The organism is Streptomyces sp. NPDC004752, assembly GCF_053601275.1.
Genome location: NZ_JBSGBN010000069.1, coordinates 22,925 through 45,095 on the forward strand (window position 1 = coordinate 22,925; position 22,171 = coordinate 45,095).

At 72.0% G+C, this 22,171-nt stretch carries 23 protein-coding genes; 10 read left to right on the forward strand and 13 right to left on the reverse strand.

Going from position 1 to position 22,171, the window contains the following annotated elements; genetic code table 11:
* Positions 1-91: 91 nt before the first annotated feature.
* Positions 92-763 carry a hypothetical protein gene (locus ACWEKM_RS26480; RefSeq protein WP_451623725.1) on the forward strand — a complete coding sequence of 224 codons (672 nt, stop codon included), beginning with the start codon at positions 92-94 and terminating at the stop codon, positions 761-763.
* A 272-nt stretch (positions 764-1,035) separates the two neighbouring features.
* Here the strand turns inward: ACWEKM_RS26480 and ACWEKM_RS26485 are convergent, their stop codons facing one another.
* The 3 genes from ACWEKM_RS26485 to ACWEKM_RS26495 are packed head-to-tail and all read right to left on the reverse strand — an operon-like array spanning position 1,036 to position 4,140.
* Positions 1,036-2,169, reverse strand: a complete 1,134-nt coding sequence (locus ACWEKM_RS26485) for an Mrp/NBP35 family ATP-binding protein (protein ID WP_451623726.1) — start codon at positions 2,167-2,169, stop codon at positions 1,036-1,038.
* Between the two features lie 44 nt (positions 2,170-2,213).
* The gene (locus ACWEKM_RS26490) at positions 2,214-2,816 is read right to left on the reverse strand and encodes a DUF1003 domain-containing protein (protein ID WP_451623727.1); all 603 of its coding nucleotides are present in this window, start codon (positions 2,814-2,816) and stop codon (positions 2,214-2,216) included.
* Positions 2,806-4,140, reverse strand: coding sequence for a magnesium transporter MgtE N-terminal domain-containing protein (locus ACWEKM_RS26495; protein ID WP_451623728.1), 1,335 nt, complete (start codon positions 4,138-4,140; stop codon positions 2,806-2,808). Before ACWEKM_RS26495 ends, ACWEKM_RS26490 begins: the two co-directional genes overlap by 11 nt.
* 270 nt (positions 4,141-4,410) lie before the next feature.
* Here ACWEKM_RS26495 and ACWEKM_RS26500 point away from each other — a divergent pair, with 270 nt between their 5' ends.
* Entirely contained in the window at positions 4,411-5,166 is a 756-nt protein-coding gene (locus ACWEKM_RS26500) for a hypothetical protein (RefSeq protein ID WP_451623729.1), read from the forward strand.
* A gap of 367 nt (positions 5,167-5,533) precedes the next feature.
* On the opposite strand, the gene ACWEKM_RS26505 is transcribed toward ACWEKM_RS26500, so the two are convergent.
* Complete coding sequence (locus ACWEKM_RS26505) at positions 5,534-6,049, reverse strand: hypothetical protein (protein WP_451623730.1); 516 nt, start codon at positions 6,047-6,049, stop codon at positions 5,534-5,536.
* Between the two features lie 62 nt (positions 6,050-6,111).
* The gene (locus ACWEKM_RS26510; RefSeq protein WP_451623731.1) at positions 6,112-7,245 is read right to left on the reverse strand and encodes a magnesium and cobalt transport protein CorA; all 1,134 of its coding nucleotides are present in this window, start codon (positions 7,243-7,245) and stop codon (positions 6,112-6,114) included.
* Between the two features lie 504 nt (positions 7,246-7,749).
* On the opposite strand from ACWEKM_RS26510, the gene ACWEKM_RS26515 reads away from it, so the two are divergent.
* Positions 7,750-8,346 (forward strand): suppressor of fused domain protein, encoded by a 597-nt coding sequence (locus tag ACWEKM_RS26515; RefSeq protein WP_451623732.1) that lies wholly within the window; start codon positions 7,750-7,752, stop codon positions 8,344-8,346.
* 39 nt (positions 8,347-8,385) lie between these two features.
* Here ACWEKM_RS26515 and ACWEKM_RS26520 read toward each other — a convergent pair whose 3' ends face one another.
* On the reverse strand, positions 8,386-8,565 hold the full coding sequence (locus ACWEKM_RS26520) for a hypothetical protein (protein WP_451623733.1): 180 nt from the start codon (positions 8,563-8,565) through the stop codon (positions 8,386-8,388).
* Positions 8,566-8,759: 194 nt separating this feature from the next.
* Here ACWEKM_RS26520 and ACWEKM_RS26525 point away from each other — a divergent pair, with 194 nt between their 5' ends.
* Complete coding sequence (locus ACWEKM_RS26525; protein WP_451623734.1) at positions 8,760-9,401, forward strand: DUF6758 family protein; 642 nt, start codon at positions 8,760-8,762, stop codon at positions 9,399-9,401.
* 144 nt (positions 9,402-9,545) lie between these two features.
* Entirely contained in the window at positions 9,546-10,403 is an 858-nt protein-coding gene (locus ACWEKM_RS26530) for a PHP domain-containing protein (protein WP_451623735.1), read from the forward strand.
* Positions 10,404-10,534: 131 nt separating this feature from the next.
* On the opposite strand, the gene ACWEKM_RS26535 is transcribed toward ACWEKM_RS26530, so the two are convergent.
* The gene (locus tag ACWEKM_RS26535) at positions 10,535-10,687 is read right to left on the reverse strand and encodes a hypothetical protein (RefSeq protein ID WP_121887214.1); all 153 of its coding nucleotides are present in this window, start codon (positions 10,685-10,687) and stop codon (positions 10,535-10,537) included.
* A gap of 171 nt (positions 10,688-10,858) precedes the next feature.
* Between ACWEKM_RS26535 and ACWEKM_RS26540 the strand changes: the two genes are divergently transcribed.
* Positions 10,859-11,752 carry an NYN domain-containing protein gene (locus ACWEKM_RS26540; RefSeq protein ID WP_451623736.1) on the forward strand — a complete coding sequence of 298 codons (894 nt, stop codon included), beginning with the start codon at positions 10,859-10,861 and terminating at the stop codon, positions 11,750-11,752.
* A gap of 97 nt (positions 11,753-11,849) precedes the next feature.
* On the opposite strand, the gene ACWEKM_RS26545 is transcribed toward ACWEKM_RS26540, so the two are convergent.
* Both ACWEKM_RS26545 and ACWEKM_RS26550 read right to left on the reverse strand, forming a co-directional pair.
* Positions 11,850-12,746 carry an alpha/beta fold hydrolase gene (locus tag ACWEKM_RS26545; protein ID WP_451623737.1) on the reverse strand — a complete coding sequence of 299 codons (897 nt, stop codon included), beginning with the start codon at positions 12,744-12,746 and terminating at the stop codon, positions 11,850-11,852.
* 133 nt (positions 12,747-12,879) lie between these two features.
* A complete protein-coding gene (locus ACWEKM_RS26550) occupies positions 12,880-15,621 on the reverse strand; it encodes a DEAD/DEAH box helicase (protein WP_451623753.1) in 2,742 nt (913 codons plus the stop codon).
* A 493-nt stretch (positions 15,622-16,114) separates the two neighbouring features.
* Here ACWEKM_RS26550 and ACWEKM_RS26555 point away from each other — a divergent pair, with 493 nt between their 5' ends.
* On the forward strand, positions 16,115-16,873 hold the full coding sequence (locus tag ACWEKM_RS26555; RefSeq protein ID WP_451623738.1) for a ferritin-like fold-containing protein: 759 nt from the start codon (positions 16,115-16,117) through the stop codon (positions 16,871-16,873).
* A gap of 156 nt (positions 16,874-17,029) precedes the next feature.
* Here the strand turns inward: ACWEKM_RS26555 and ACWEKM_RS26560 are convergent, their stop codons facing one another.
* The 4 genes from ACWEKM_RS26560 to ACWEKM_RS26575 all read right to left on the reverse strand — a co-directional run bounded on the left by ACWEKM_RS26560 (position 17,030) and on the right by ACWEKM_RS26575 (position 18,954).
* Positions 17,030-17,299 (reverse strand): hypothetical protein, encoded by a 270-nt coding sequence (locus ACWEKM_RS26560; RefSeq protein WP_451623739.1) that lies wholly within the window; start codon positions 17,297-17,299, stop codon positions 17,030-17,032.
* 245 nt (positions 17,300-17,544) lie between these two features.
* Positions 17,545-17,772, reverse strand: a complete 228-nt coding sequence (locus ACWEKM_RS26565; RefSeq protein WP_451623740.1) for a DUF3107 domain-containing protein — start codon at positions 17,770-17,772, stop codon at positions 17,545-17,547.
* Positions 17,773-17,917: 145 nt separating this feature from the next.
* Positions 17,918-18,562 (reverse strand): TetR/AcrR family transcriptional regulator, encoded by a 645-nt coding sequence (locus ACWEKM_RS26570; RefSeq protein ID WP_451623741.1) that lies wholly within the window; start codon positions 18,560-18,562, stop codon positions 17,918-17,920.
* Positions 18,563-18,729: 167 nt separating this feature from the next.
* Positions 18,730-18,954 carry a hypothetical protein gene (locus ACWEKM_RS26575; protein WP_451623742.1) on the reverse strand — a complete coding sequence of 75 codons (225 nt, stop codon included), beginning with the start codon at positions 18,952-18,954 and terminating at the stop codon, positions 18,730-18,732.
* A 209-nt stretch (positions 18,955-19,163) separates the two neighbouring features.
* Between ACWEKM_RS26575 and ACWEKM_RS26580 the strand changes: the two genes are divergently transcribed.
* From ACWEKM_RS26580 to ACWEKM_RS26590, 3 genes are read left to right on the forward strand one after another with little or no spacing between them, the layout of a single operon-like run.
* Positions 19,164-20,231, forward strand: a complete 1,068-nt coding sequence (locus tag ACWEKM_RS26580) for an alpha/beta fold hydrolase (RefSeq protein ID WP_451623743.1) — start codon at positions 19,164-19,166, stop codon at positions 20,229-20,231.
* A 9-nt stretch (positions 20,232-20,240) separates the two neighbouring features.
* Positions 20,241-21,935 carry a DUF3152 domain-containing protein gene (locus ACWEKM_RS26585; RefSeq protein ID WP_451623744.1) on the forward strand — a complete coding sequence of 565 codons (1,695 nt, stop codon included), beginning with the start codon at positions 20,241-20,243 and terminating at the stop codon, positions 21,933-21,935.
* Positions 21,936-21,991: 56 nt separating this feature from the next.
* Positions 21,992-22,087 (forward strand): Ms4533A family Cys-rich leader peptide, encoded by a 96-nt coding sequence (locus tag ACWEKM_RS26590; protein WP_451623745.1) that lies wholly within the window; start codon positions 21,992-21,994, stop codon positions 22,085-22,087.
* Positions 22,088-22,171 lie beyond the last annotated feature (84 nt).

Genomic DNA, 22,171 nt, shown 5'->3' on the forward strand with positions numbered 1-22,171 from the left:
ATGCTGCCGAGTTGTTGTGCGGACCGGACGAGTACGCCCGAAGGGGGGCGGGCCACCCCGGTCCGACGAGAGCAAGGAGGCGTCCGGGCACATGGAGACGACAAGTGGGGCGGTCGCGCAGACGTCGGCCGCGGCGGGCAGACAACAGCCCCCCTCCGCACGGCGTACGGTCGACGGCTATCTGCTGGCACCCTTCCCGTGGTACGGCCTCGACGAGGCGTTCACGGGGCCGCGCTGGCTGATGCAGGTCGGTACGGCGGCGGACGGCGCCGTCGAGCACGGGTCGATCGGGCACGGCGAGGCACCCTCCGTCAAGAACGAGCACACGGTCGGCTCCGCGGGTGAGCCGCGGGAGAAGTTCGCGGTCGTGGTGACCGTCGCCGCGAACCCGTCCCGGCGCAGCGCCGACGGCACCGGGCTGCTGGAGGCCACGTCGGTCTCCTCGGCGGCGTGGCTGGCCGGTGTCGGGCTGCTGTCGCTCACCTGGCCCGGGCAGATGGACCACACCCTGCGGGACGAGTGGCTGGCGCAGCAGACAGAGACCGCGTGGGCGCTGGCCGACGATCTGTCCGGCCCGGCGTGGTCGACGCTGTCGCTGCCCGTGGACGGCGTGCCGACGTCCTTCCACTACCAGGAGTCGGAGTTCGGCTGGGTGCTCGCGGGCTCCACGCAGGAGGGTGTGCACCTGGGGGCGTACGGGCGGGGGATGAGTGCGTACGGGCTTGGCTTCGCCATGATCAAGGACATTGGCGTGTACGAATAGCCTGCGGCGCGTGTTGCCTGCGGCGCTTTGGCGAGGGGGCGGGGTGGGGTGCCCGGGGTTTTCGGTGCCCTCTCGTTGTGGGGCGATCGGTCTGTCGGCGGGTGCGGGTCGTTCTTGGCTGATCGCGCAGTTCCCCGCGCCCCTATTAGCGCGTTCTCGCCGTGGGGCCTTGTGGCGGTTGGCGGGTGTGGGTTGGGTGTGGTTGATCGCGCAGTTCCCCGCGCCCCTTTTGGCCCGCGCCCCTTGTGGGGCGCGGGGGGGTGTGGGTGAGGTCAGAACTTGTTGCGTGGGGTGATTCCCAGGGACAGGCCTGCCAGACCTCGCTGGCGGCCGCCCAGTTTGCCCGCGATGGCGCGCAGGGCCGAGCCCGCCGGTGAGTCCGGGTCGCTCAGGACCACCGGCTTGCCCTCGTCGCCGCCCTCGCGGAGGCGGACATCGATGGGGATGTCGCCGAGCACCGGAACCGTCGTACCGGTCGTGCGGGTCAGGCCCTCGGCGACCCGCTGGCCGCCGCCCGTGCCGAAGACATCGACCAACTCGCCGCAGTGCGGGCAGGGCAGGCCGGACATGTTCTCGACCACGCCGACGATCTTCTGGTGGGTCTGTACGGCGATGGAACCGGCGCGCTCGGCGACCTCGGCCGCCGCCTGCTGCGGGGTGGTCACGACCAGGATCTCGGCGTTCGGGATCAGCTGGGCGACGGAGATCGCGATGTCACCGGTGCCGGGCGGCAGGTCCAGGAGGAGGACGTCCAGGTCGCCCCAGTACACGTCCGCGAGGAACTGCTGGAGCGCGCGGTGCAGCATCGGGCCGCGCCAGACGACCGGGGCGTTGCCCGGGGTGAACATGCCGATGGAGATGACCTTCACGCCGTGCGCGGACGGCGGCATGATCATGTTCTCCACCTGGGTGGGCCGTCCGTCGGCACCCAGCATGCGCGGCACGCTGTGGCCGTAGATGTCGGCGTCGACGACACCGACCTTCAGCCCGTCGGCCGCCATCGCCGCCGCCAGGTTCACCGTCACCGAGGACTTGCCGACACCTCCCTTGCCGGACGCGACCGCGTACACCCGGGTGAGGCTGCCCGGCTTGGCGAAGGGGATCTCCCGCTCGGCCTGGCCGCCGCGCAGCGCCGTCGTCAGCTCCTTGCGCTGCTCGTCGCTCATCACGTCGAGCGTGACATCGACCCGGGTGACGCCGTCGACCCGGGAGACCGCCTCCGTCACGCGCCGGGTGATCGTGTCGCGCATCGGGCAGCCGGAGACCGTCAGGTACACGGTGACCGCGACCGCTCCGTCCGCGCCGATCTGCACCGATTTGACCATCCCCAGTTCGGTGATGGGCCGGTTGATCTCGGGGTCGTTCACCGTCGCCAGTGCCTGGCGCACCGCGTCTTCCGTAGCCATAAGAACGATGGTACGGCGCCCGGCGGGGCCCTTGGTAAGCCCTGTCAGAGGTCGTCCGTGTCACGTCCCGGCGGCCGCTCCGGCCCTTCCGCCGGGAAGACCAGCTGCCCGTCACGGTGGCGCGGCGACTCCAGGTCTCTGACGAGGTCCTGCAGTTCGGAACGGATCCAGTCGCGGGTCGCCACCTCGCCCAGGCCCATCCGCAGCGCGGCGATCTCGCGGGTCAGATACTCGGTGTCCGCGATGGACCGCTCGTTCTGTTTGCGGTCCTGCTCCAGATTGACGCGATCGCGGTCGGCCTGCCGGTTCTGCGCCAGCAGGATCAGCGGAGCCGCGTAGGACGCCTGGAGCGAGAGCATCAGCGTCAGGAAGATGAACGGGTACTGGTCGAAGCGCAGGAAGGGCGGCGCGGCGACGTTCCACAGCACCCACAGCACGATGACGACCGTCATCCAGACGATGAAGCGTCCCGTGCCCAGGAAACGCGCGATCTTCTCCGACAGCCGTCCGAACGCCTCCGGGTCCCACTCGGGCAGGATCCGCCGCCGGCGCGGGCCCGGCTGGTCGAGGCGGGCGGCGCGGGGCCGGGCGGCGGCGGTGGCCCCGGCGGGGCCGCGCTCGCGGGTGCTCTCGCGCTCAGGTGTCATCCGCGCTCGCCCCCTCGTCCAGATGGAACTCCGTCTCCCGCCAGTCCTCGGGCAGCATGTGGTCCAGGACGTCGTCCACGGTCACGGCGCCCAGCAGCGACCCGGACTCGTCGACGACCGGCGCCGCGACCATGTCGTACGTGGCGAAGAACCCGGCGATGACCGGGAGCGTGGCGTCCGGGGCGAGGGTCTGCAGATCGTCGTCGACGAGCGAACTGCACAGCGTGTACGGCGGATCGCGCAGCAGCCGCTGGAAGTGCACGGTGCCCAGGTACTTGCCGGTCGGGGTCTCGTCGGGCGGCCGGCACACATAGACCTGGGCGGCGAGGGCCGGGGACAGGTCGGGGTTGCGGACGCGGGCGAGGGCGTCGGCGACGGTGGCGTCCGGCCGTACCACGATCGGCTCGGTGGTCATGAGCCCGCCGGCCGTGTGTTCCTCGTACGACATCAGCCGCCGCATCTCGGCCGCGTCGGCGGGCTGCATCAGGTTCAGCAGCCGTTCCTTGTCCTCCTCGGGCAGTTCGCCGAGCAGGTCGGCCGCGTCGTCCGGGTCCATGGCCTCCAGAACGTCGGCGGCCCGTTCCTCCTTCAGTTTGCCGAGGATCTCGATCTGATCGTCCTCGGGCAGTTCCTCCAGGACGTCGGCGAGGCGGTCGTCGTCGAGGGCGGCGGCGACCTCGGCGCGGCGCTTCGGGGACAGGTGGTGCAGCACGTTGGCGAGGTCGGCTGGGCGCAGTTGCTCGAAGGTGGCGAGCAGGCTCTCGGCGCCCTGCCCGTGCTCCTCCAGCGAGAACCCGGTGACCGCCGACCACTCCACGGTCAGCGTCTCTCCCGCCCGTCGCCCGGCACCGCCCTTCCAGGGAAGCGCCATGCGCCGTTCTTCCTTCGTCCGCCGGAAGGCGCCGCCCTTCTTGCCCTTGCGTACGAAGACGCGGTCGACCTCCCAGTCCCGGCGGGCGGGCAGCTGCTGCACGGCCACGTCCAGGACGGTGACCTCCTCGCCGGTCTCGACCAGCGTGACACGGCGGTCGAGCAGTTCCCCGAAGACGAGGCGTTCGGTGGGCCGTTGCTCGAAGCGGCGGACGTTGAGCACCCCGGTGGTGATGATCTGGCCGGACTCGATGCTGGTCACCCGGGTCATGGGCAGGAAGATGCGGCGCCGGGTGGACAGTTCGACGACCAGGCCGAGCAGGCGCGGGGGACGCCGTCCGACGCGCAGCATGACCACGAGGTCCCGCACCCGGCCCACCTGGTCGCCGTTCGGATCGAAGACGGGGACCCCGGCGAGATGCGAGACGAAGATCCGGGGAGCGCCGGCTGCCATGACGTGCTTCCTCAGCTTCCTTGGCTTCCTCTGCGTACGGCGCGGGCCGCAGGCCGCCGTACGGCACGCTGCTGGTCGCGTGCGGCAGGCCGCTGTTCGCGCCTTTCCGTATCCCCTTTCCGAATTGCCCGCTCGGTGGGCTTCAGGCTAGCCCGTACCGATCGGATACGCCCTGGTGGGCGGTCCGGACGGACTGGTTCCGCCGAGGTTCGACGGCCCCGGTACGCTGCCGTACGCCGCTCAGGTTCCAGCAGAAAGGCAGCCCCGCCTGTGACCGTGATTCCGCAGGGCCGTATCCGCCGGGCCGCGTTGGTGACCGCGATGTGCGCACTGGCCGTGACGGGCGCGACGGGGCTCAAGGGGTGCAGTGAGGATCCTGACGCGGGCACCAACGGGGTGGGCAAGCTGCCCGCCGACAAGATCCAGTCGCGGACCCGGGCGGCGGCGGACGCGGCCGGGGCGCTACGGCTGTCGGGGACCGTGGTGACCAGCGGGAGAACGTACAAGCTCGACATGCGTCTGAAGGCCGACGGCGGCACCGGGTCGGTGACCTCCCAGGGGGCGACGTTCCGGCTGCTGCGGATCGGCGAGCAGCTGTATCTGAAGGCCGACGCGGGCTTCTGGAGTCACGCGGACGGCGGCGACGGGACGGGCGGGGAGACGGCGACCGCGGACAAGCTGGGCGGCAAGTATGTGAAGGTGCCGCAGGGCGACCCCGCGTACAAGAAGTTCAGCGGCTTCACGGACAAGGACGTGCTCCTCGACGGGCTGCTGCCGCTGCACGGGACTCTGGCGACCGCCGGCCGGCATGAGCAGTCCGGCGTCCGCACCATCCGCATCACCGGCGACCAGGGCTCCGGCGGCAGCCTCGACGTCTCTCTGGAGGGCGAGCCGTACCCGCTCGGCCTGACCCGCGCCGGCGACGCGGGGACGCTCCGCTTCTCCGACTGGGGCGAGGACTTCTCCCTCGCCGAGCCGGCGAAGGACGAGACGGTGGACTACGGCAGACAACTGCCGACATCGTGACCGGCCGACCGCCCGCGCCACCGCGGGCGGCTCGGCCCTGGCCGTTGGGGTTGTCACGGGACGGGCGGCTTGCTCACGCCGATGGGTGTGCCCCTTTCCGGGCTACCACGGTGACTGACCACGACGGCGATGTCCGGCGGCGCCGTTCCATGTGTGGCCGTCCGGGTTGTGTGGGGCGGTGGCTCGGTTCCGTTGACAGGGTTGGCCCCTCCCGTCGCCACGGGGTGATCGACCACGACGGTGATGTCCGGCGATGTCGAGCCGAGCGCGTCCCGTGTTGTGTGCCGGCGTGGGGTCGAGGCCCGGTCGCCGGGTCCTGTCCGTGTCGGTCGGCTCGCCGGGCCGACCCCGGGCACGTGAGGTGTGGTTACGTGCGCTTCCGGCGTTTCGCCAGGAGGCGGGGCAGCGCCGCGGGGGCCGGGCGGCGGGTCGTCGCCGGCGTCGGCAGCGGGGGCGCGGCGAGCGGCCCGTCCGGGAGGGGCGCCGTCGTGCCTGTCGGCGTCAGGCGGAGCACCCGGCATTCGCGGGACCAACGGTCCGTCATGGCCTCGCCGTCGGGCGCGTTGAGCCGCTTGCCCTTCAGCTCGGCCACCGCCGCCGCCCACTCCACGGAGCCCGGCGGGAGTTCGGACACCGTCGCCGTCCAGGTGACCAGCCGACCGCCCTTGTCCTTGCTGCGTACGGTCACCTCGGCCGTGCTGCCGTCGGCGAGCCCGGACAGTGGCTGTTCCCCGGGCCCGTCGCCGACCAGGCACGCCGCTCCGTCGTGCCACGCGTGCCACAGCGCACGGGCCGCCGGTGCCCCGGAACCGCGGACCCAGACGAGGCCGGACTTCTTCGTGGCTTCCTCGACGAGGGCCCGGTCGAGCAGCTCGGTTGTCATGCGCCCAGCCTAACCAGCCGCCCCGCCGCCGACAGCCGTGGCCGCGATCGCCGTCGTCGCCGTCACAGCCAGCCGTTGCGCTTGAGCGTGCGGTGGATGGTCAGGCAGAGGGCCGCCGTGATGCCCATGACCAGCGGATAGCCGTACTTCCACTTCAGCTCGGGCATGTTGTGGAAGTTCATGCCGTACACACCGCACACCATCGTGGGCACGGCGATGATCGCGGCCCATGCGGTGATCTTCCGCATGTCCTCGTTCTGTGCGACCGACGCCTGCGCCAGGTTGGCCTGGAGGATCGAGTTCAGCAGCTCGTCGAAGCCCATGACCTGCTCCTGCACGCGGGCGACATGGTCGGCGACGTCCCGGAAGTACTTCTGGATCTCCGGGTCGATCAGCCGCATCGGCCGCTCGCTCAGCAACTGCATCGGCCGCAGCAGGGGCGAGACCGCCCGTTTGAACTCCAGCACCTCGCGCTTGAGCTGGTAGATCCGCGCCGAGTCCACACCGCGCGACGCCCCGCCCCTGCGGCTCGGCGAGAAGACCTCGGTCTCCACCTCGTCGATGTCGTCCTGCACGGCGTCCGCGACCGCGATGTACCCGTCGACGACATGGTCGGCGATCGCGTGCAGCACGGCCGACGGCCCCTTGGCCAGCAACTGCGGGTCGGCCTGCAGCCGGTGTCGCAGCGCCCGCAGCGAACCCTGCCCGCCGTGCCGGACGGTGATGAAGAAGTCCCGCCCGGTGAAGCACATGACCTCGCCGGTCTCCACGACCTCGCTGGTGGCGGTGAGCTGGTCGTGCTCGATGTAGTGGACGGTCCTGAAGACGGTGAACAGCGAGTCGTCGTAGCGCTCCAGCTTCGGCCGCTGGTGTGCCTGCACCGCGTCCTCCACGGCCAGCGGATGCAGCCCGAACTCGCTTGCGATTCCGGCGAATTCGGCCTCCGTGGGCTCGTGCAGCCCGATCCAGACGAATCCCCCGTCGCGCCGCACCTGGCGCATCGCCTCCTGCGGGGTCAGCGGCTTGGCGCTCTCGACCCGGGCGCCGTCCCGGTAGACGGCGCAGTCGACGATGGCCGAGGGGGTCGAGGGGTCGCGGGTGGTGTCGTAGGCCCCGCTGTCCCGGCGGGGCGTGCTCTTGCGCAGGGAGGGACGGGAGGGACGGACCACGGCACGCAGGTCGCGGATCATCGACATGGCGGGCTCCTTCGCGGAGGGCGGCGAAGCGCGGAAGGGCCGCGGTAACGGCTGGAACTGCCCGGAATGAGGACGTCCTGAGTGCGGATGTTTGGCACGTCCACAAAGCGGGGAGCACCGCACCGTCGCGGTGGCGAGCTTCGCTGCTGATTCAGATCAGACAGATCAGGTCAGACAGATCAGGCAAGACAGAACGAAGTGCTCTTCCGGGGGCACGTACGACGGTGCGAGCGTGAGAGGTGGCGGTAGGCCAGATCCGGAACGGCTGCATCAACAGCCGGAAGAGCGAGTGGTACTGCACGGTCGACTTCGACCCATGGCAGCCCCACCTCCTCCAGCCGGTCCCTCGTGAGGGACGGTCCATTCCCCTAGGGGAGTCTCACAGGCGTCGGGACTCGATGCGACGCTTCTGCGTGCTGCCCCGAACCACCGGCCAAGAGTATCAGCCGACCGCAGTGTCAAGGTGACGCTTTGCCCGCTGCTGACGAGTTCTATGCTCGCCGCATGGTTGATGTTCTTCCTCTGGTCGAGGCGCGGTTGCGCACCGCGCTGGGCGAACCGGACGCGCGCGCGGCCGTCACCTTCCTCGGCGCGGACCGGATCGAGGTACTCCGCTTCCAGCACCGCGACCGTGAGGGAATCGTCGTCCGCTACGCCACGCTCGGCATGTCCGCCCATCCCATGACGGACCCCACGGCGATGCTCGCCGATCCGGTCCGTGGCCCCCGCGCCGAGCTGGTCCTGTCCGTCCGCGCCGGCCTCGCCGACACCGGCGAGGTGCTCCGCCCGCTCGCCGTGCTCGCCGCCTCGCCACAGGTGGAGGGCGTGGTCGTGGCCCCGGGCGGCTCCCTCGACGTGGGGGAGCCGCTGTGGCCAGGGGCGCCCTTCGGCTCCGTGCTGGTCGCCGAGCCGGGCGGACTGGTCGAGGATCTGGAACTGGACGCGCCGATGGATCCCGTGCGGTTCCTGCCGCTGCTCCCGATGACCCCGAACGAGGCCGCCTGGAAGCGCGTGCACGGCGCCCAGGCCCTCCAGGAGCGCTGGCTGACGCACGGGACGGATCTGCGGGACCCCGCCCGCGGATCCGTCCTGCTCGGCTGACCCGAGGATGACCCGATGGTGACCCGAGGGTGACCGATCTCACCGAATCCCGGCTGGAACCGGCCAGTTGGCGAAGACGCCGACACCGTTCTGGGCATCGTGCCGGGTCTCCGGTTCCTCCGCGGTGAGCGCGGCCCGCCGGTTCCCCGGCTGCTCCGCCTCATCGGTGAACGCGGTCCGCCGTACGACGGCCACGAGCGCGCCGAGCAGCGCGGTCACCGCGCCACCACGAACGGGAGGTGAAGGCCGGTCCGTTCCTCGATCTTCGGCCCGAAGCATCGCGCGACGGTCGGGGGATGGTGGGGGGACGGGCCGGGGACGTTTGGGGGACGGGCCGGGGGCGGGCCGGGGATTCCGTCCGGACGAGTGATCGTCCTTGACGTGGCGGTGCGCGGGTAGGACCGTGGGGCCCTATGAGGGGCGAACCCAGTTGCCCGAAGTGCGGTGGCCGGGTCAGGGCTCCCGGACTCTTCGCCGATTCCTGGCAGTGCGATGTGCACGGGACGGTGCATCCGTTGCAGCCCGTGACCCCGCCCAGCGTCGAGGCCCTCAGCGTCGTCGTCCAGCGGACGCAGGTGCCGGTGTGGATGCCCTGGCCGCTGCCCGTCGGCTGGCTGTTCACGGGGGTGGCCTGCGCGGGCGACGACCGCACCGGCGGCCGGGCGACCGCGGTGGCCTGCTCGGGGCCCGGCCCGCTCGGCGGCATGGGTGAGCTGATCCTGGTCGCCGAGGAACTCGGCGTCGGCCTCGGCGCGCGTTACGCGGGCATCGAGGGCCCCGATCCGGGACCGTACATGAGCGTCGAGAAGCCGCCCCAGGCCAAGCTGCTGGCCGCCGGCCGCCCGACCCCGCTGTGGCATGTCACCGGCGCCCCCGACGACCGTGCCGTCTTCGCCGGCGAGGCCCGTGGGCTGTGGCTGTGGGCCGTGGTGTGGCCCGAGCAGACGGGTCTGCTCATGTACGACGAACTGGTGCTGACGGACCTGCGGGACGCGGGCGCCGAGTTGGACCTGGTGCCCTGTGGAGCGCTGTCGCCGAGGCTGCTGGCACCCTGAGCGCCGACCGCGGGTCGGTCATGCGGCGGCTGTCGGGAGCCCGGTAGGGGGGCGCAGGGGTGCCGCGGTCGGGGCACGGCCCCCCGTGGACGCCCGTTATCCTTAGTTGTCCCTTCGGTCCCGTCCCCGCCTGGAGTCCGCGTCGTGCGCATCGACCTGCACTGCCACTCCACGGCGTCCGACGGCACGGACACCCCGGCGGAGCTGGTGCGGAACGCCGCAGCCGCCGGTCTGGACGTCGTCGCGCTGACCGATCACGACACCACCCGCGGTCACGCCGAGGCCGTCGCCGCGCTGCCGCCGGGGCTCACCCTCGTCACGGGCGCCGAGCTGTCCTGCCGTATCGACGGCATCTCCATGCACATGCTGGCCTACCTCTTCGATCCCGGGGAGCCCGCCCTGCTCGCCGAGCGCGAGCTGGTCCGGGACGACCGGGTGCCGCGGGCCCACGGCATGATCGCCAAGCTGAACGAGCTGGGCGTCCCGGTCACCTGGGAGCAGGTGCGGCGGATCGCCGGTGACGGTTCCGTCGGCCGCCCGCATGTCGCCTCCGCCCTCGTCGAACTGGGCGTCGTGCCGACCGTCGGCGACGCGTTCACCGAGGAGTGGCTGGCGGACGGCGGCCGGGCCTTCGTGGCGAAGCACGAGACCGATCCGTTCGAGGTCATCCGGCTGGTCAAGGCCGCCGGCGGCGTCACCGTCTTCGCGCACCCGGCCGCCGCCAAGCGTGGCCGTACGGTGCCCGAGTCCGCCATCGCCGAGATGGCCGCGGCCGGCCTCGACGGCATCGAGGTCGACCACATGGACCACGACGCGGACGCCCGGACCCGGCTGCGCGGACTGGCGAAGGACCTGGAGCTGCTGGTCACGGGCTCCTCGGACTACCACGGCAGCCGCAAGACCGTGGCCCTCGGCGAGTACACCACCGACCCGGAGGTGTACGGCGAGATCACCCGTCGGGCGACCGGCGCCTTCCCGGTGCCCGGGACCGGCGGGGTCTGAGACTCGGCGGGCCTGAGATCCGGCGGGGCCTGAGATCCGGCGGCCTCGCCGACCCGTTCCATGCGCAGAGCCCCCGTCGGCGTCGTTGCCGTGCGGGGGCTCTGAAGCTCTTCTGCGGTGATCCGTGTCTGTTACGAGGCCGTGCTCTCGGCGGGTCGGATCCACAGCCGCTGTCCGATGGCGGCGGCCTGCTGCACGATCCGGTTGACGGAGGCGGCGTCCACGACGGTGCTGTCCACGGGCGTCCCGTCGACCTCGTCGAGTCGCATGATCTCGAAGCGCATGGCTTCTCCCTTCGTCTCGTTGTTCTGTCCGAGTCAACGGGATGCGTGTTACAAACATTCCCTACGCTAAGGAAATTTTTCGAACGACTAATTACTGACCGGTAAGAGGCGCGTACGAGACTGACCGGGACCGGTTGTGTTCGCAGCGTGACCGCCGGAACAATGGAGGCGATGAATGACGACCAGGCCGGCATCCCGGCCCGCATCGACCACACCAACGAGCTGCTCCAGCGCATGCTCGCCGAAGTGGCGAAGACGCCCTCGACCCACGCGATCTTCGTGGACGCCGGATACCTCTACGCGGCCACGGGCCGGCTGGTGGCCGGGACGGAGGACCGGCGCGCCTTCGACCTCGACGCGGAGGGTCTGATCGAGGCGCTCATCGACCGCGCCCGCACGATCTTCGCGGACAGCAGACTGCTCCGGGTCTACTGGTACGACGGCGCCCGGCGCCGCATCCACACCGCCGAGCAGCAGTCCATCGCCGAACTCCCCGATGTGAAGGTCCGCCTCGGCAACCTCAACGCCAACAACCAGCAGAAGGGCGTCGACTCACTCATCCGCACCGACCTGGAGTCCCTGGCCCGGCACCGCGCCATCAGCGACGCGGCGCTCATCGGCGGCGACGAGGATCTGGTCTCGGCGGTGGAGGCGGCCCAGGGCTACGGCGCCCGGGTCCACCTGTGGGGCATCGAGGCCCCCGAGGGCCGCAACCAGGCCGAGCCCCTGCTCTGGGAGGTCGACAGCCAGCGCACCTTCGACCTGGAGTTCTTCAAGCCGTACGTCTCCCGGCGCACCGCCCCCGCCTACGAGGCCACGGCGAACCGGCCCACGCGCGAGGACGTCCGCTTCGTGGGCGCCCAGATCGCGGCCAAGTGGCTGTCCGCGCGCGGCCCGGAGGCCCTGCTGGAACTGCTGCCCGGCCACCCTTATCTGCCCGGCTCGGTCGACCAGGACCTGCTGGTCGAGGCCGAGGGGCTGCTCCAGTACTCGCTGCGCGGCCAGGCGGAGCTGCGGCGCGCGCTGCGGGACGGCTTCTGGGAGCACCTGCAGACGCATTACTGACGCGGTACTGACGCACCACTGGCGCAGTCACTGGCGCGGTACTGACGTGGTACGGAGGCGGTACGGACGTGGTGCTGACGCCGGACCGGGTGCGGTTCTAACCGTCCTCGCCGGTGCGGTTCTCGCCGTCCTGGCCGGTGCTGTCCCAGAAGCCGGCGATCGCGCGGGCCGTCGGGAGCGGCTGGTCGGTGTTGGGCGAGTGCTCCGCGCCCTCGATGACGGTCCGGCGCGCCCCGAGCCGTACGGCCATGTCGTCCAGGAGCGGCAACGGCCAGGTGTCGTCGGCCACGCCGGACAGCACATGGAACGGCAGCCCCACCACGCCGAGTTCGCCGACGCGGTCCGGCTCGATGCACAACTGGCGTCCGGTGGCGATCAGTTGGGCCGGCCTGTTGCCCAGCCAGCGGCGGCGCAGCTCCGCCCGGTCGTCCGGGCCGCCGTCGACCTCGGTCTCCTCGGGTGGCTCCAACGCCTGGATGGTGTCCCACACTTCTGCCATCGACATCACGGCGAGGGCGTCCCGCAGTAGCTTGACGCGCTGCTGCTGGGAGGCGGAGATCTGCGCCGGGCCGGAGGCCATCAGGGTGAGCGAGCGGAACGCGGAGGCGTCGAACAGCACGGCCGCACGCGCGATCTGCCCGCCCAGGGAGTGCCCCAGCAGATGCACGGCGGTGCCCAGCGCCTCGGCCTGCGCCAGCACGTCCCGCGCCAACTCCTGCTGCGCGTACGCGGATTCGTCGTGCTCCGGGCCGTCCGACTCGAACTGCCCGCGCCCGTCAACGGCCACGGTCCGGTAGCCGCGGCGCGCGAGTGGCACGAGCAGCGGATGGAAGTCCTCTTTGCTCCCGGTGAACCCGGGCAGCAACAGCGCGACCCCCCGCGGCTCGACACCGTCGGCCACGGGTGAGTCGACCACGGCGAACTCGCCACGCGCGGTACGCAACGCGTAGGCACGGGCACCGGGAGGCGGAACGAAGGAGGGCGGCCTGCTCATGCCCCAGAGGCTATCGGCCACGTGGGCCGGGAGGACAACAGGTGGGGGAGCGCGGATGAACCCTGCCATACCGACGGCCCGGTCCCGCGTGGGCGGGCCGGGCCGTCGGCATGGGCTTGGCGGCGGTGCCGGGTCAGGACTCCGGGGTTTCGGTCGCCGCGGCGGTCTTACGGGTCCTGCGCGCCCTGGGCTTCGCCTCCGCGGCGTCGGTGGCCTCGGTGGCCTCGGTGCCGATCGCGTCCGCCACGGCCGTGGCCTTGCGTGTCCGGCGCCTCGGCTTGACCTCCGGCTCCTCGGTGGCCTGCGCCGGGATCCCGGCGGTCACCGGCTCGGCGGCGGCCTTCCGGGTCCGACGGACCTTGGGCTCGGCCTCGGCACCGTTCGCCGTGTCCACGGCAGCGGTCGCCTTGCGGGTCCGCTTCGGCTTGGCCTCCGCGCCCTCGGCGGTGTCCGCGGCAGCGGCCGCTTTGCGGGTGCGCTTCGGTTTGGCCCCGGAACCTTCGGCCGTGTCCACGGCGGCTTCAGCGCCGGCCGTGGCCTTGCGGGTGCGCTTCGGCTTCGCTTCCGTGGCCTCCGCCGTGTCCACCGCGGTCTCGGCAGCGGTCGTGGTCTTGCGGGTGCGGCGTGGCTTGGTCTCGGCGGTCGCCTCCGGCGCGTCCGCGGTGACCACGGTGGCCGCGGCTTTGCGGGTGCGCTTCGGTTTGGCTTCCGAGCCCTCGGCCGTGTCCACGGCGGCTTCAGCGGTGGCCGCGACCTTGCGGGTGCGCTTCGGTTTGGCCTCGGCTTCGGCTCCGATGGTCTCCGTCGGTGCCTCGGTGGCCGTGGCCTTGCGGGTGCGCTTCGGCTTCGCCTCCGTGGCCTCGGCCGTGTCCACCGCGGTCTCGGCGGCGGTCGCCGTCTTGCGTGTGCGGCGGCGGGGCTTGGCGGTGTCCGTGGCCTCCGTGTCTTCGGCCGGGACCGCCGCCTGCTCGGCGGTGAGCGGCGCGGCGGCGGCCTTGCGGGTCCGACGGGCCTTGGGCTTCGCCTCCGTGGCCTCGGCCGTGTCCATCGCCGTCTCGGCCACGGTCACCGCCTCGGCCGCAGTGACCGTCTCGGCCGTGGTCGCCGTCTTGCGCGTGCGGCGGCGCGGTTTCGCCTGCCCTTCCGGCTCGGGCTCCGCAACCGCCACCGCCTCCGACGAGAGCGCCGAGGCCACGGGCTCGATGACCGACTCGGGCCGGATGACGGCCGCGGACCCGGCGGACGTCCCGGGTGCGGTCTGGTGCGCGGTCTCGGCAGGCGTCGTCGCCTGCTCCGCGGCCTTGCGGGTGCGTCGGCGGCGCGGCTGCTGCTCGGGAGCCTCGACCGCCCCCGGGCCCTCCGCCGTCGTCAGCGCGCTCTCGGCGGTCTGCGCCGCCGCCACCGGCTCGGCCGCCGTGGCGACCGCCACCGGCTCCGTGGGCGCCCCGTTGCGGGTGCGGCGACGGCGGCGCGGCGTACGAGGCGCCGTGAGCTCCTCCGCCGCGACGGCCTCGGCGGCCGGCGCCTCGGAGTCGACGGGCGCGGCACCGGACCCGGCGGGTGCGGAGTCGAGCGGTGTCCCGGCGCGCGTGCGGCGGCGACGGCGCGGCGTGCGCGCCGGACGCTCGCGCTCGGCCGGCCGGGACTCGCCCCGCCCGCCGCGACCGCGCGCACCACGGCCCCCGGTCTCGCCCAGGTCCTCCAGCTCCTCCGCGTCCAGCCCGGCGCGCGTCCGCTCGGAGCGCGGCAGGACACCCTTGGTGCCCTCGGGGATGCCGAGGTCGGCGAAGAGGTGCGGGGAAGTGGAGTACGTCTCCACCGGGTCGTTGAAGCCCAGCTCCAGCGCCTTGTTGATCAGCTGCCAGCGCGGGATGTCGTCCCAGTCGACGAACGTGATCGCCGTACCCTTCGCGCCCGCCCGGCCGGTACGGCCGATGCGGTGCAGATACGTCTTCTCGTCCTCGGGAGACTGGTAGTTGACGACATGGGTCACGCCCTCGACGTCGATGCCGCGCGCGGCGACATCGGTGCACACGAGGACATCGACCTTGCCGTTGCGGAAGGCGCGCAGCGCCTGCTCGCGGGCGCCCTGGCCCAGGTCGCCATGGACCGCGCCGGAGGCGAAGCCGCGCCGCTGGAGCTGCTCGGCGATGTCCGCCGCCGTCCGCTTCGTACGGCAGAAGATCATCGCCAGCGCGCGACCCTCGGCCTGCAGGATGCGCGCGACCAACTCCGGCTTGTCCATGGAGTGCGCGCGGTAGACGAACTGCTTGATGTTGGCGACGGTCGCGCCCTCGTCGTCCGGCGCGGTGGCGCGGATGTGCGTGGGCTGCGACATGTACCGGCGGGCCAGGCCGATCACCGCGCCCGGCATGGTCGCCGAGAACAGCATGGTCTGGCGCTTGGCCGGCAGCATGCCGATGATCTTCTCGACGTCGGGCAGGAACCCGAGGTCGAGCATCTCGTCGGCCTCGTCGAGGACCAGGCACCTGACGTGCTTCAGGTTCAGCTTCTTCTGCCCGGCGAGGTCGAGCAGCCGGCCCGGGGTGCCGACGACCACGTCGACGCCCTGCTTGAGGGCTTCCACCTGGGGTTCGTAGGCCCGGCCGCCGTAGATCGCGGTCACGCGGACGTTGCGCACCTTGCCCGCGGTCAGCAGGTCGTTGGTGACCTGCGTGCACAGCTCGCGGGTGGGGACGACGACCAGCGCCTGCGGGGCGTCGGTGAGCGCTTCGGGCGCGGCCCGGCCCGCCTCGACGTCGGCGGGGACGGTGACGCGCTCAAGAAGCGGGAGGCCGAAGCCCAGCGTCTTGCCGGTGCCGGTCTTGGCCTGGCCGATGACGTCCGTGCCGGAGAGGGCGACGGGAAGCGTCATCTCCTGGATGGGGAAGGGAGTGGTGATGCCGACGGCGTCCAGGGCCTCGGCGGTCTCGGGGAGGATTCCGAGTTCTCGAAACGTCGTAGTCAGGGTGCTGCCTCTTCTGTGTGCGCGGCGCGAGGCGAGCGCGGGGGTCGTGTCGGACCGTGCCGGGGACGTCGGCTGCCTCACGGACGAACCGCGGGGCAAGCTGTTTGGCACGGGACCTCTGCCGACGCTCTAGCGCTCTCGCCGCTGAGGGTCCCTCCGGTCGTCGTACGCACTGTGCCGTACGTCCATGGAGGGCTGTCGGGTCGGAGCCGATCGGGCCACCGACCGGGCATCCTCATACGTGCGGCCTGACCGGAAACGGCGTCGGAGTACGACGGAGTGCCCAGCAGGCTCATTACCACCATACCCCGGATTCGTGCACATGCGATGGCCGATCCGGGGACGTAGTTGTCGTCACACTGATCGATCACGGACTTCCCGGCCTCGCGAGCGGACTATTGTGCGCTTCATGACGAGCTCTGACAAGCCTGACCACGCCCCCGAGGACGCCTCGGCCGAGGCCACCGGAGTCGCCGCCCAGAACTGGGCGACGGCCTCCGCCGACCCGCAGTACCGCGCCGCGGTCGTGGATCTGCTCGGCGCGCTCGCGTACGGCGAGCTGGCGGCGTTCGAGCGGCTCGCGGAGGACGCCAAGCTGGCGCCCACCCTGGCGGACAAGGCGGAGCTGGCGAAGATGGCGTCGGCCGAGTTCCAGCACTTCCAGCAGTTGCGGGACCGGCTTGCGGAGATCGGCGAGGAGCCGACCCGGGCGATGCAGCCGTTCGTCGCCGCGCTCGACGGCTTCCACCGCCAGACGGCGCCGTCGGACTGGTTGGAGGGGCTGGTCAAGGCGTACGTCGGCGACTCGATCGCCAGCGATTTCTACCGGGAGGTCGCGGTCCGGCTCGACGCCGACACGCGTGGGCTCGTACTCGCCGTCCTCGATGACACCGGGCACGCCAGCTTCGCCGTCGAGAAGGTGCGCGCGGCGATCGAGGCGGAGCCGCGGGTGGGCGGTCGGCTCGCCCTGTGGGCGCGGCGGCTGATGGGCGAGGCGCTGTCGCAGTCCCAGCGGGTCGTCGCCGACCGGGACGCGCTGTCCACGATGCTCGTCGGCGGCGTCGCGGACGGCTTTGACCTCGCCGAGGTCGGCCGGATGTTCTCCCGGATCACCGAGGCGCACACCAAGCGCATGGCCGCTCTGGGGCTGGCCGCCTGACCGGACGATGGATCGCCAGCGGACGGGGGAGCGCCTTGAAGCGGTGGAGCGCCACGAGGCGGGGGCGGCACGAGGTGGGTGAGCGGCACAATGCGGCGGAGCGGCACCGGCCGCGGGGTCATCGGCGGGTGCGCCCACCATGCGACCGGGCGTGCGTCACGCCGGGGCGGATCGTCGGCGCAGCCGCCCGGCCGGGCGCAGCAGCAGCGACAGCGAGGCCGCGCCGACGACCGCCGCGCCGAGCAGGCTGACCGGGACCGGGCCGGGGCCCAGCGCGGTGTGCGTCACGAAGTCGCCGAACAGGGCCCCGGCGACGCCCGTGCAGAAGACCAGGAGGCGGGCGGGCAGCCGGTGCGACAGCCGACGCACCGCGACCGCGGCGAAGGCCAGACCGACCAGCGCCGAGGCGAGAACTTCCAGGATCATGACGGGTCCTTCCCCACGGCCGGCCGGCGCTTCACGGTCGTAGCCCGTCTTACCCGTGACCTGCGGAATGCAATCCCCCTCTGTGTGTGACTTGTGCGTTGGGTGTGGAGCACCTTCGCACGCCGGACACACGCGAGGGCCCGGTGGCAACCGGCGACTTTTGGAAATCGCCGGCCCACCGGGCCCCTTGTCCGAATGTGCCGCGAGTGCGCCCGGCGCGAGCCGGGCGGCGCCCCGCGTGCCCGCTACAGCGCGCTGAAGCCCACCTTGCGGGTGGTCGGCTCGCCCAGCTCGATGTACGCCAGACGGTCCGAGGGGACCAGGATCTTCCGGCCGCGCTCGTCCTCAAGGCTCAGCAGCTGCGACGTGCCGGCCAGCGCCTCGGCCACCACGCGCTCGATCTCTTCCGCGCTCTGACCGCTCTCCAGAACGATCTCGCGGGGCGCGTGCTGCACGCCGATCTTGACCTCCACGGCTATGTCCCTCCGACGGTCAGTGAAGTGCGCGACCCAGCGCGCCGTACCCAGCACACATTAGCCCGGTGAGGGGACGTACATGCTGCGCGGAAGAACGCCAGGAGCGAACAGCGGGCGGGAACGACAGCCGTCCTGCGGTGGCTCAGGGGTGCTGCTCGGAGCCGTGCAACGGGAAGCCGGCGATGCCCCGCCAGGCCAGCGAGGTCAGCAGCTGTACCGCCTGGTCGCGCGGGACGCTCCGGTCGCTGTGCAGCCAGGAGCGAGCGACCACCTGGGCGAGGCCGCCCAGCCCGGAGGCCAGCAGCATCGACTCCGCACGCGAGAGACCCGTGTCCTCGGCGATGACGTCACAGATCGCCTCGGCGCAGTCGTTGGTGACCTTGTCGACGCGCTCGCGCACCGCGGGCTCGTTCGTCAGGTCGGACTCGAAGACCAGGCGGAACGCCCCGCCGTCGTCCTCGACGTACGCGAAATAGGCGTCCATCGTGGCCCGGACGCGCTGCTTGTTGTCGGTCGTCGACCCCAGTGCGCTCCGCACGGCCTGGATCAAGGACTCGCAGTGCTGGTCAAGCAGGGCGAGATAGAGGTCGAGCTTGCCTGGGAAGTGCTGGTAGAGCACCGGCTTGCTGACGCCGGCCCGCTCGGCGATGTCGTCCATCGCGGCGGCGTGGTAGCCCTGCGCCACAAAGACCTCCTGGGCGGCGCCCAGGAGCTGGTTCCGACGGGCACGGCGCGGCAGGCGCGTGCCCCGCGGGCGTGCCGCCTCTGTCTGCTCGATGGCTGTCACGCCGCCTCCCAAGATCGTCCACATGCGGTGTGCGCCGCGCCGCCATCGTACTTTTCGGTAACCGTGGTGTGCGCGGTGCGAGCGCAGAATTTCACGGACCGGACGGTGGCGGAAGCCGATCAGGGTGCCTCAAAAGGGGCAGGTCACTCCCTGTGCCCGGGGCGGTGTCAGCGGTAGTCGTCCTCGTCCAGGGTGACGACCCGCGACTGCTCGATGAGGTCGGCCTCGTTGGCGCGGTCCGGGTCCGCGCCGGTCAGGGGATCGTCGTGCTCCGGTGCGACATCCGCGCGCTGCTCCGCCGTGTCGCCCTCGGGGGCCTCGACGTCGATCTCCGGAGCTCCCTGGACCTCCAGGTCCTCGATCGTGTCGGGATCGGTGGGGTCATAGGCCATGGTGGGCTCCCTTCCTACGAACGCCCCCGGAAGAAGCAGGGGCCACATTGCGGGTGCCCTGTGTACGAGCGTAAGACACCCGATACGGACGCTGTGCCGTGAGACGTCGGCAAGCGCGGGGTTCGTCGCTTCGCGGCACGCCCGGACGGCGCACGTTCTGTGACCGCGAACACAGGAGCCCGTACGTGATCGTCTCGTAACATTGCCGCATGTCTTCGACCGAGCTGCCGTCCGTGCCGGCCACCAGCGTCCTTCCGAGGGTGGCGCTCGTCCGGGTCGAGGAGGGCGAGCGGCTGAGGTCGGTCGGGCTGCCGGGGGTCACCCTGACGATCCGGTCGCGGCCGCCCGCGCGCGAAGGGCTGCCGCCCGCGCTGTATGTGCACGGGCTCGGCGGCTCCTCACAGAACTGGTCGGCGCTGATGGCGGAGCTGGACGATGTCGTCGACGGCGAAGCGGTCGACCTGCCGGGCTTTGGGGACTCCCCGCCGCCGGACGACGGCGACTACTCCGTCACCGGGCACGCGCGCGCGGTGATCCGCTATCTCGACGCGTCCGGGCGCGGCCCGGTGCACCTCTTCGGGAACTCCCTGGGCGGCGCCGTCGCCACCCGGGTCTCCGCGCTCCGCCCGGATCTGGTCCGGACCCTCACGCTGGTCTCTCCCGCCCTTCCGGAGCTGCGCGTGCAGCGCACCGCCGTGCCGACCGCCCTGCTGGGCGTGCCCGGCGTGGCCGCGTTCTTCACCCGGATCACCCGGGAGTGGTCGGCCGAGCAGCGGGTCCGCGGTGTCACGGGGCTTTGCTACGGCGATCCCGGACGGGTGACTCCGGAGGCGTTCGAGCACGCCGTGGAGGAGCTGGAGCGGCGGCTGCGGCTGCCGTACTTCTGGGACGCGATGGCCCGTTCCGCACGCGGGCTGGTGAACGCGTACACGCTGGGCGGCCAGCACGGGCTGTGGCGCCAGGCCGAGCGCGTGCTCGCCCCGACCCTGCTGGTCTACGGCGGCCGCGACCTGCTCGTCGGCTACCGCATGTCCCAGAAGGCGGCCCGCTCCTTCCGTGACTCCCGGCTGCTGTCACTGCCGGACGCCGGGCATGTGGCGATGATGGAATACCCTGAGACGGTGGCCGGGGCCTTCCGGGAACTCCTGCGGGATGTACGGGAGTTGGACGGGCAGTTGGTCTCGGCGCGACGACCGGAGGGGCCCGGCGAACCCGGCTCCGCCGACGTCGGCGCGGATGCCGGGCGCGACCTCGGCGACACGGACGACCGGAGCTGAGGGGGCGAGGTGGGACGGCACAGCCGCCGCGGATCCGCCCCCAAGGGCGACCCCGCGGACATAACGGCACGGCGCGGGGCGGCGGTCCCGGAGACGTCCACGGGCAACGCGGGCGGCGCCGGTGCCCCGCGCGCGAGGCCCGCGCCGGGACAGACGGCGCGGCCGGGCTCCACACCGGGACAGCTGCCCGGCCAACGGCGTCCCACGGACGACGGAACGCCCGCGCGCGGGGTGCCGACCCTGCCCGACGGGACGCCCGCGCATGGTTTTCCGCGGTTGCCGGGTGGGACTCCTGCGCACGGTTTCCCGCAGGTGCCGGATGGGGCTCAGGGTCGGGGGGTTCCCCGCTCGCCGGACGGCACTCCTGCGCGTGGGGTGCCGCGGTTGCCGGACGGGACGCCCGCGCACGGTTTCCCGGGGTTGCCGGGTGGGACTCCTGCGGACGGTTTCCCGCGGGTGCCCGATGGGGCTCAGGCTCGGGGGGTCCCCCGCCTGCCGGACGGGACGCCCGCGCATGGTTTTCTGCGGTTGCCGGACGGTACCCCCGCGCGCGGTGTTCCGCAGGCCCGTGGGGGCCATCCCGAGCAGCGTGAACCCGGCGGGGGCTGGCGAGAGTCGGGCGGGCGGACCGGTGTGGGGCGCGGGGCCGCCCCGGGGTCGGCCGCCGCGGGCCCCGGAGCCGCCCTGCCGCGGCAGCGGCCCGGGACGTCCGGCGGGCCCCGGCAGGACTACCTCGACGCCTTCGCCGAAGGCGCCGACGATGCTGACGACGATGTGTTCGCACCCCGCGCCAAGACCGCCCTGCGGCACGCGGAACCGTACGACCCCGTCACCCCCGTGGCCAACGAGCGCGACGCGGACGACGAGCCCCCGACCGGTCCGCCCGCGTCGGCCAAGGGCGCCAAGGGCCGGGCGTTCGCCGGGATTGCGGCCGCCGCCGTCACCACCGTGCTCGCGGTGATCGTGGCCGGGCAGGTCGCCGACGGCCGCGACGACGCCGACGTACAGTCGCGGTCCGCCACCGACCAGGCGCGTGACGCCCGCGACCCGGCCTCGCGCGCCGACGGCGATACGACCCCGTCCGTGTCACCGAGCGTGGCCCCGCTGACGTACGAGCAGAAGATGGACGAGAAGTACCCGCTCGGCGCCACGCTCAAGGCGTCGGGCAGGTTCGACGCGATCCCCGGCATCGCCAGGGCGCCGGGCACCGGCCGGAAATACACGTACCGCGTGGACGTGGAGCAGGGGCTCGGCCTGGACGGCGAACTGTTCGCCCAGGCCGTGCAGAAGACGCTCAACGACCGCCGCAGCTGGGCCCACGGCGGCGCCCGCACCTTCGAGCGCATCCACTCGGGCGAACCCGACTTCGTCATCACCCTCGCCAGCCCCGGTACCACCGCCCAGTGGTGCGCCAAGTCCGGTCTGGACACCACCGAGGACAACGTCTCCTGCGACTCGGCCGCCACCCAGCGCGTGATGATCAACGCCTACCGATGGGCGCAGGGCAGCACGACGTACGGCGACGAGATCCACGCCTACCGGCAGATGCTCATCAACCACGAGGTGGGCCACCGGCTCGGCTACGGCCACGTCAGCTGTGACAAGGACGGGCAGCCGGCCCCGGTCATGCAGCAGCAGACCAAGTTCCTCGACCATGACGGCATCCACTGTCTGCCGAACCCCTGGCCCTATCCCGGGAGTTGACCGGTGTCTCGCCGGTCACGTTGACATGTGCAGGTTGGTCGTTCATATTTCTGCGCATGTGGTCCTGTCAGGCCGTCACCTCTCGCGTCGCCATCGAGCTGGCGCTGATCGGCGTGACCGCGCTCTGCGTGGCCGACATCCACTGTCGCTGACCCCCGCCCCTGGCGTTCGCGTCGCGACCTGACACACCGTTTCCGTGACCCGTGCCGACGGACGGCACGGACCTTTTCGACGAC

Coding starts and splice junctions, on each gene's coding strand:
- ACWEKM_RS26480 (WP_451623725.1), top strand. CDS start 92: ATGGAGACGACAAGTGGGGCGGTCGCGCAGACGTCGGCCGCGGCGGGC.
- ACWEKM_RS26485 (WP_451623726.1), bottom strand. CDS start 2,169: ATGGCTACGGAAGACGCGGTGCGCCAGGCACTGGCGACGGTGAACGAC.
- ACWEKM_RS26490 (WP_451623727.1), bottom strand. CDS start 2,816: ATGACACCTGAGCGCGAGAGCACCCGCGAGCGCGGCCCCGCCGGGGCC.
- ACWEKM_RS26495 (WP_451623728.1), bottom strand. CDS start 4,140: ATGGCAGCCGGCGCTCCCCGGATCTTCGTCTCGCATCTCGCCGGGGTC.
- ACWEKM_RS26505 (WP_451623730.1), bottom strand. CDS start 6,049: ATGACAACCGAGCTGCTCGACCGGGCCCTCGTCGAGGAAGCCACGAAG.
- ACWEKM_RS26510 (WP_451623731.1), bottom strand. CDS start 7,245: ATGTCGATGATCCGCGACCTGCGTGCCGTGGTCCGTCCCTCCCGTCCC.
- ACWEKM_RS26515 (WP_451623732.1), top strand. CDS start 7,750: ATGGTTGATGTTCTTCCTCTGGTCGAGGCGCGGTTGCGCACCGCGCTG.
- ACWEKM_RS26525 (WP_451623734.1), top strand. CDS start 8,760: ATGAGGGGCGAACCCAGTTGCCCGAAGTGCGGTGGCCGGGTCAGGGCT.
- ACWEKM_RS26535 (WP_121887214.1), bottom strand. CDS start 10,687: ATGCGCTTCGAGATCATGCGACTCGACGAGGTCGACGGGACGCCCGTG.
- ACWEKM_RS26540 (WP_451623736.1), top strand. CDS start 10,859: ATGAATGACGACCAGGCCGGCATCCCGGCCCGCATCGACCACACCAAC.
- ACWEKM_RS26545 (WP_451623737.1), bottom strand. CDS start 12,746: ATGAGCAGGCCGCCCTCCTTCGTTCCGCCTCCCGGTGCCCGTGCCTAC.
- ACWEKM_RS26550 (WP_451623753.1), bottom strand. CDS start 15,621: ATGACGCTTCCCGTCGCCCTCTCCGGCACGGACGTCATCGGCCAGGCC.
- ACWEKM_RS26560 (WP_451623739.1), bottom strand. CDS start 17,299: ATGATCCTGGAAGTTCTCGCCTCGGCGCTGGTCGGTCTGGCCTTCGCC.
- ACWEKM_RS26575 (WP_451623742.1), bottom strand. CDS start 18,954: ATGGCCTATGACCCCACCGATCCCGACACGATCGAGGACCTGGAGGTC.
- ACWEKM_RS26580 (WP_451623743.1), top strand. CDS start 19,164: ATGTCTTCGACCGAGCTGCCGTCCGTGCCGGCCACCAGCGTCCTTCCG.
- ACWEKM_RS26590 (WP_451623745.1), top strand. CDS start 21,992: ATGTGGTCCTGTCAGGCCGTCACCTCTCGCGTCGCCATCGAGCTGGCG.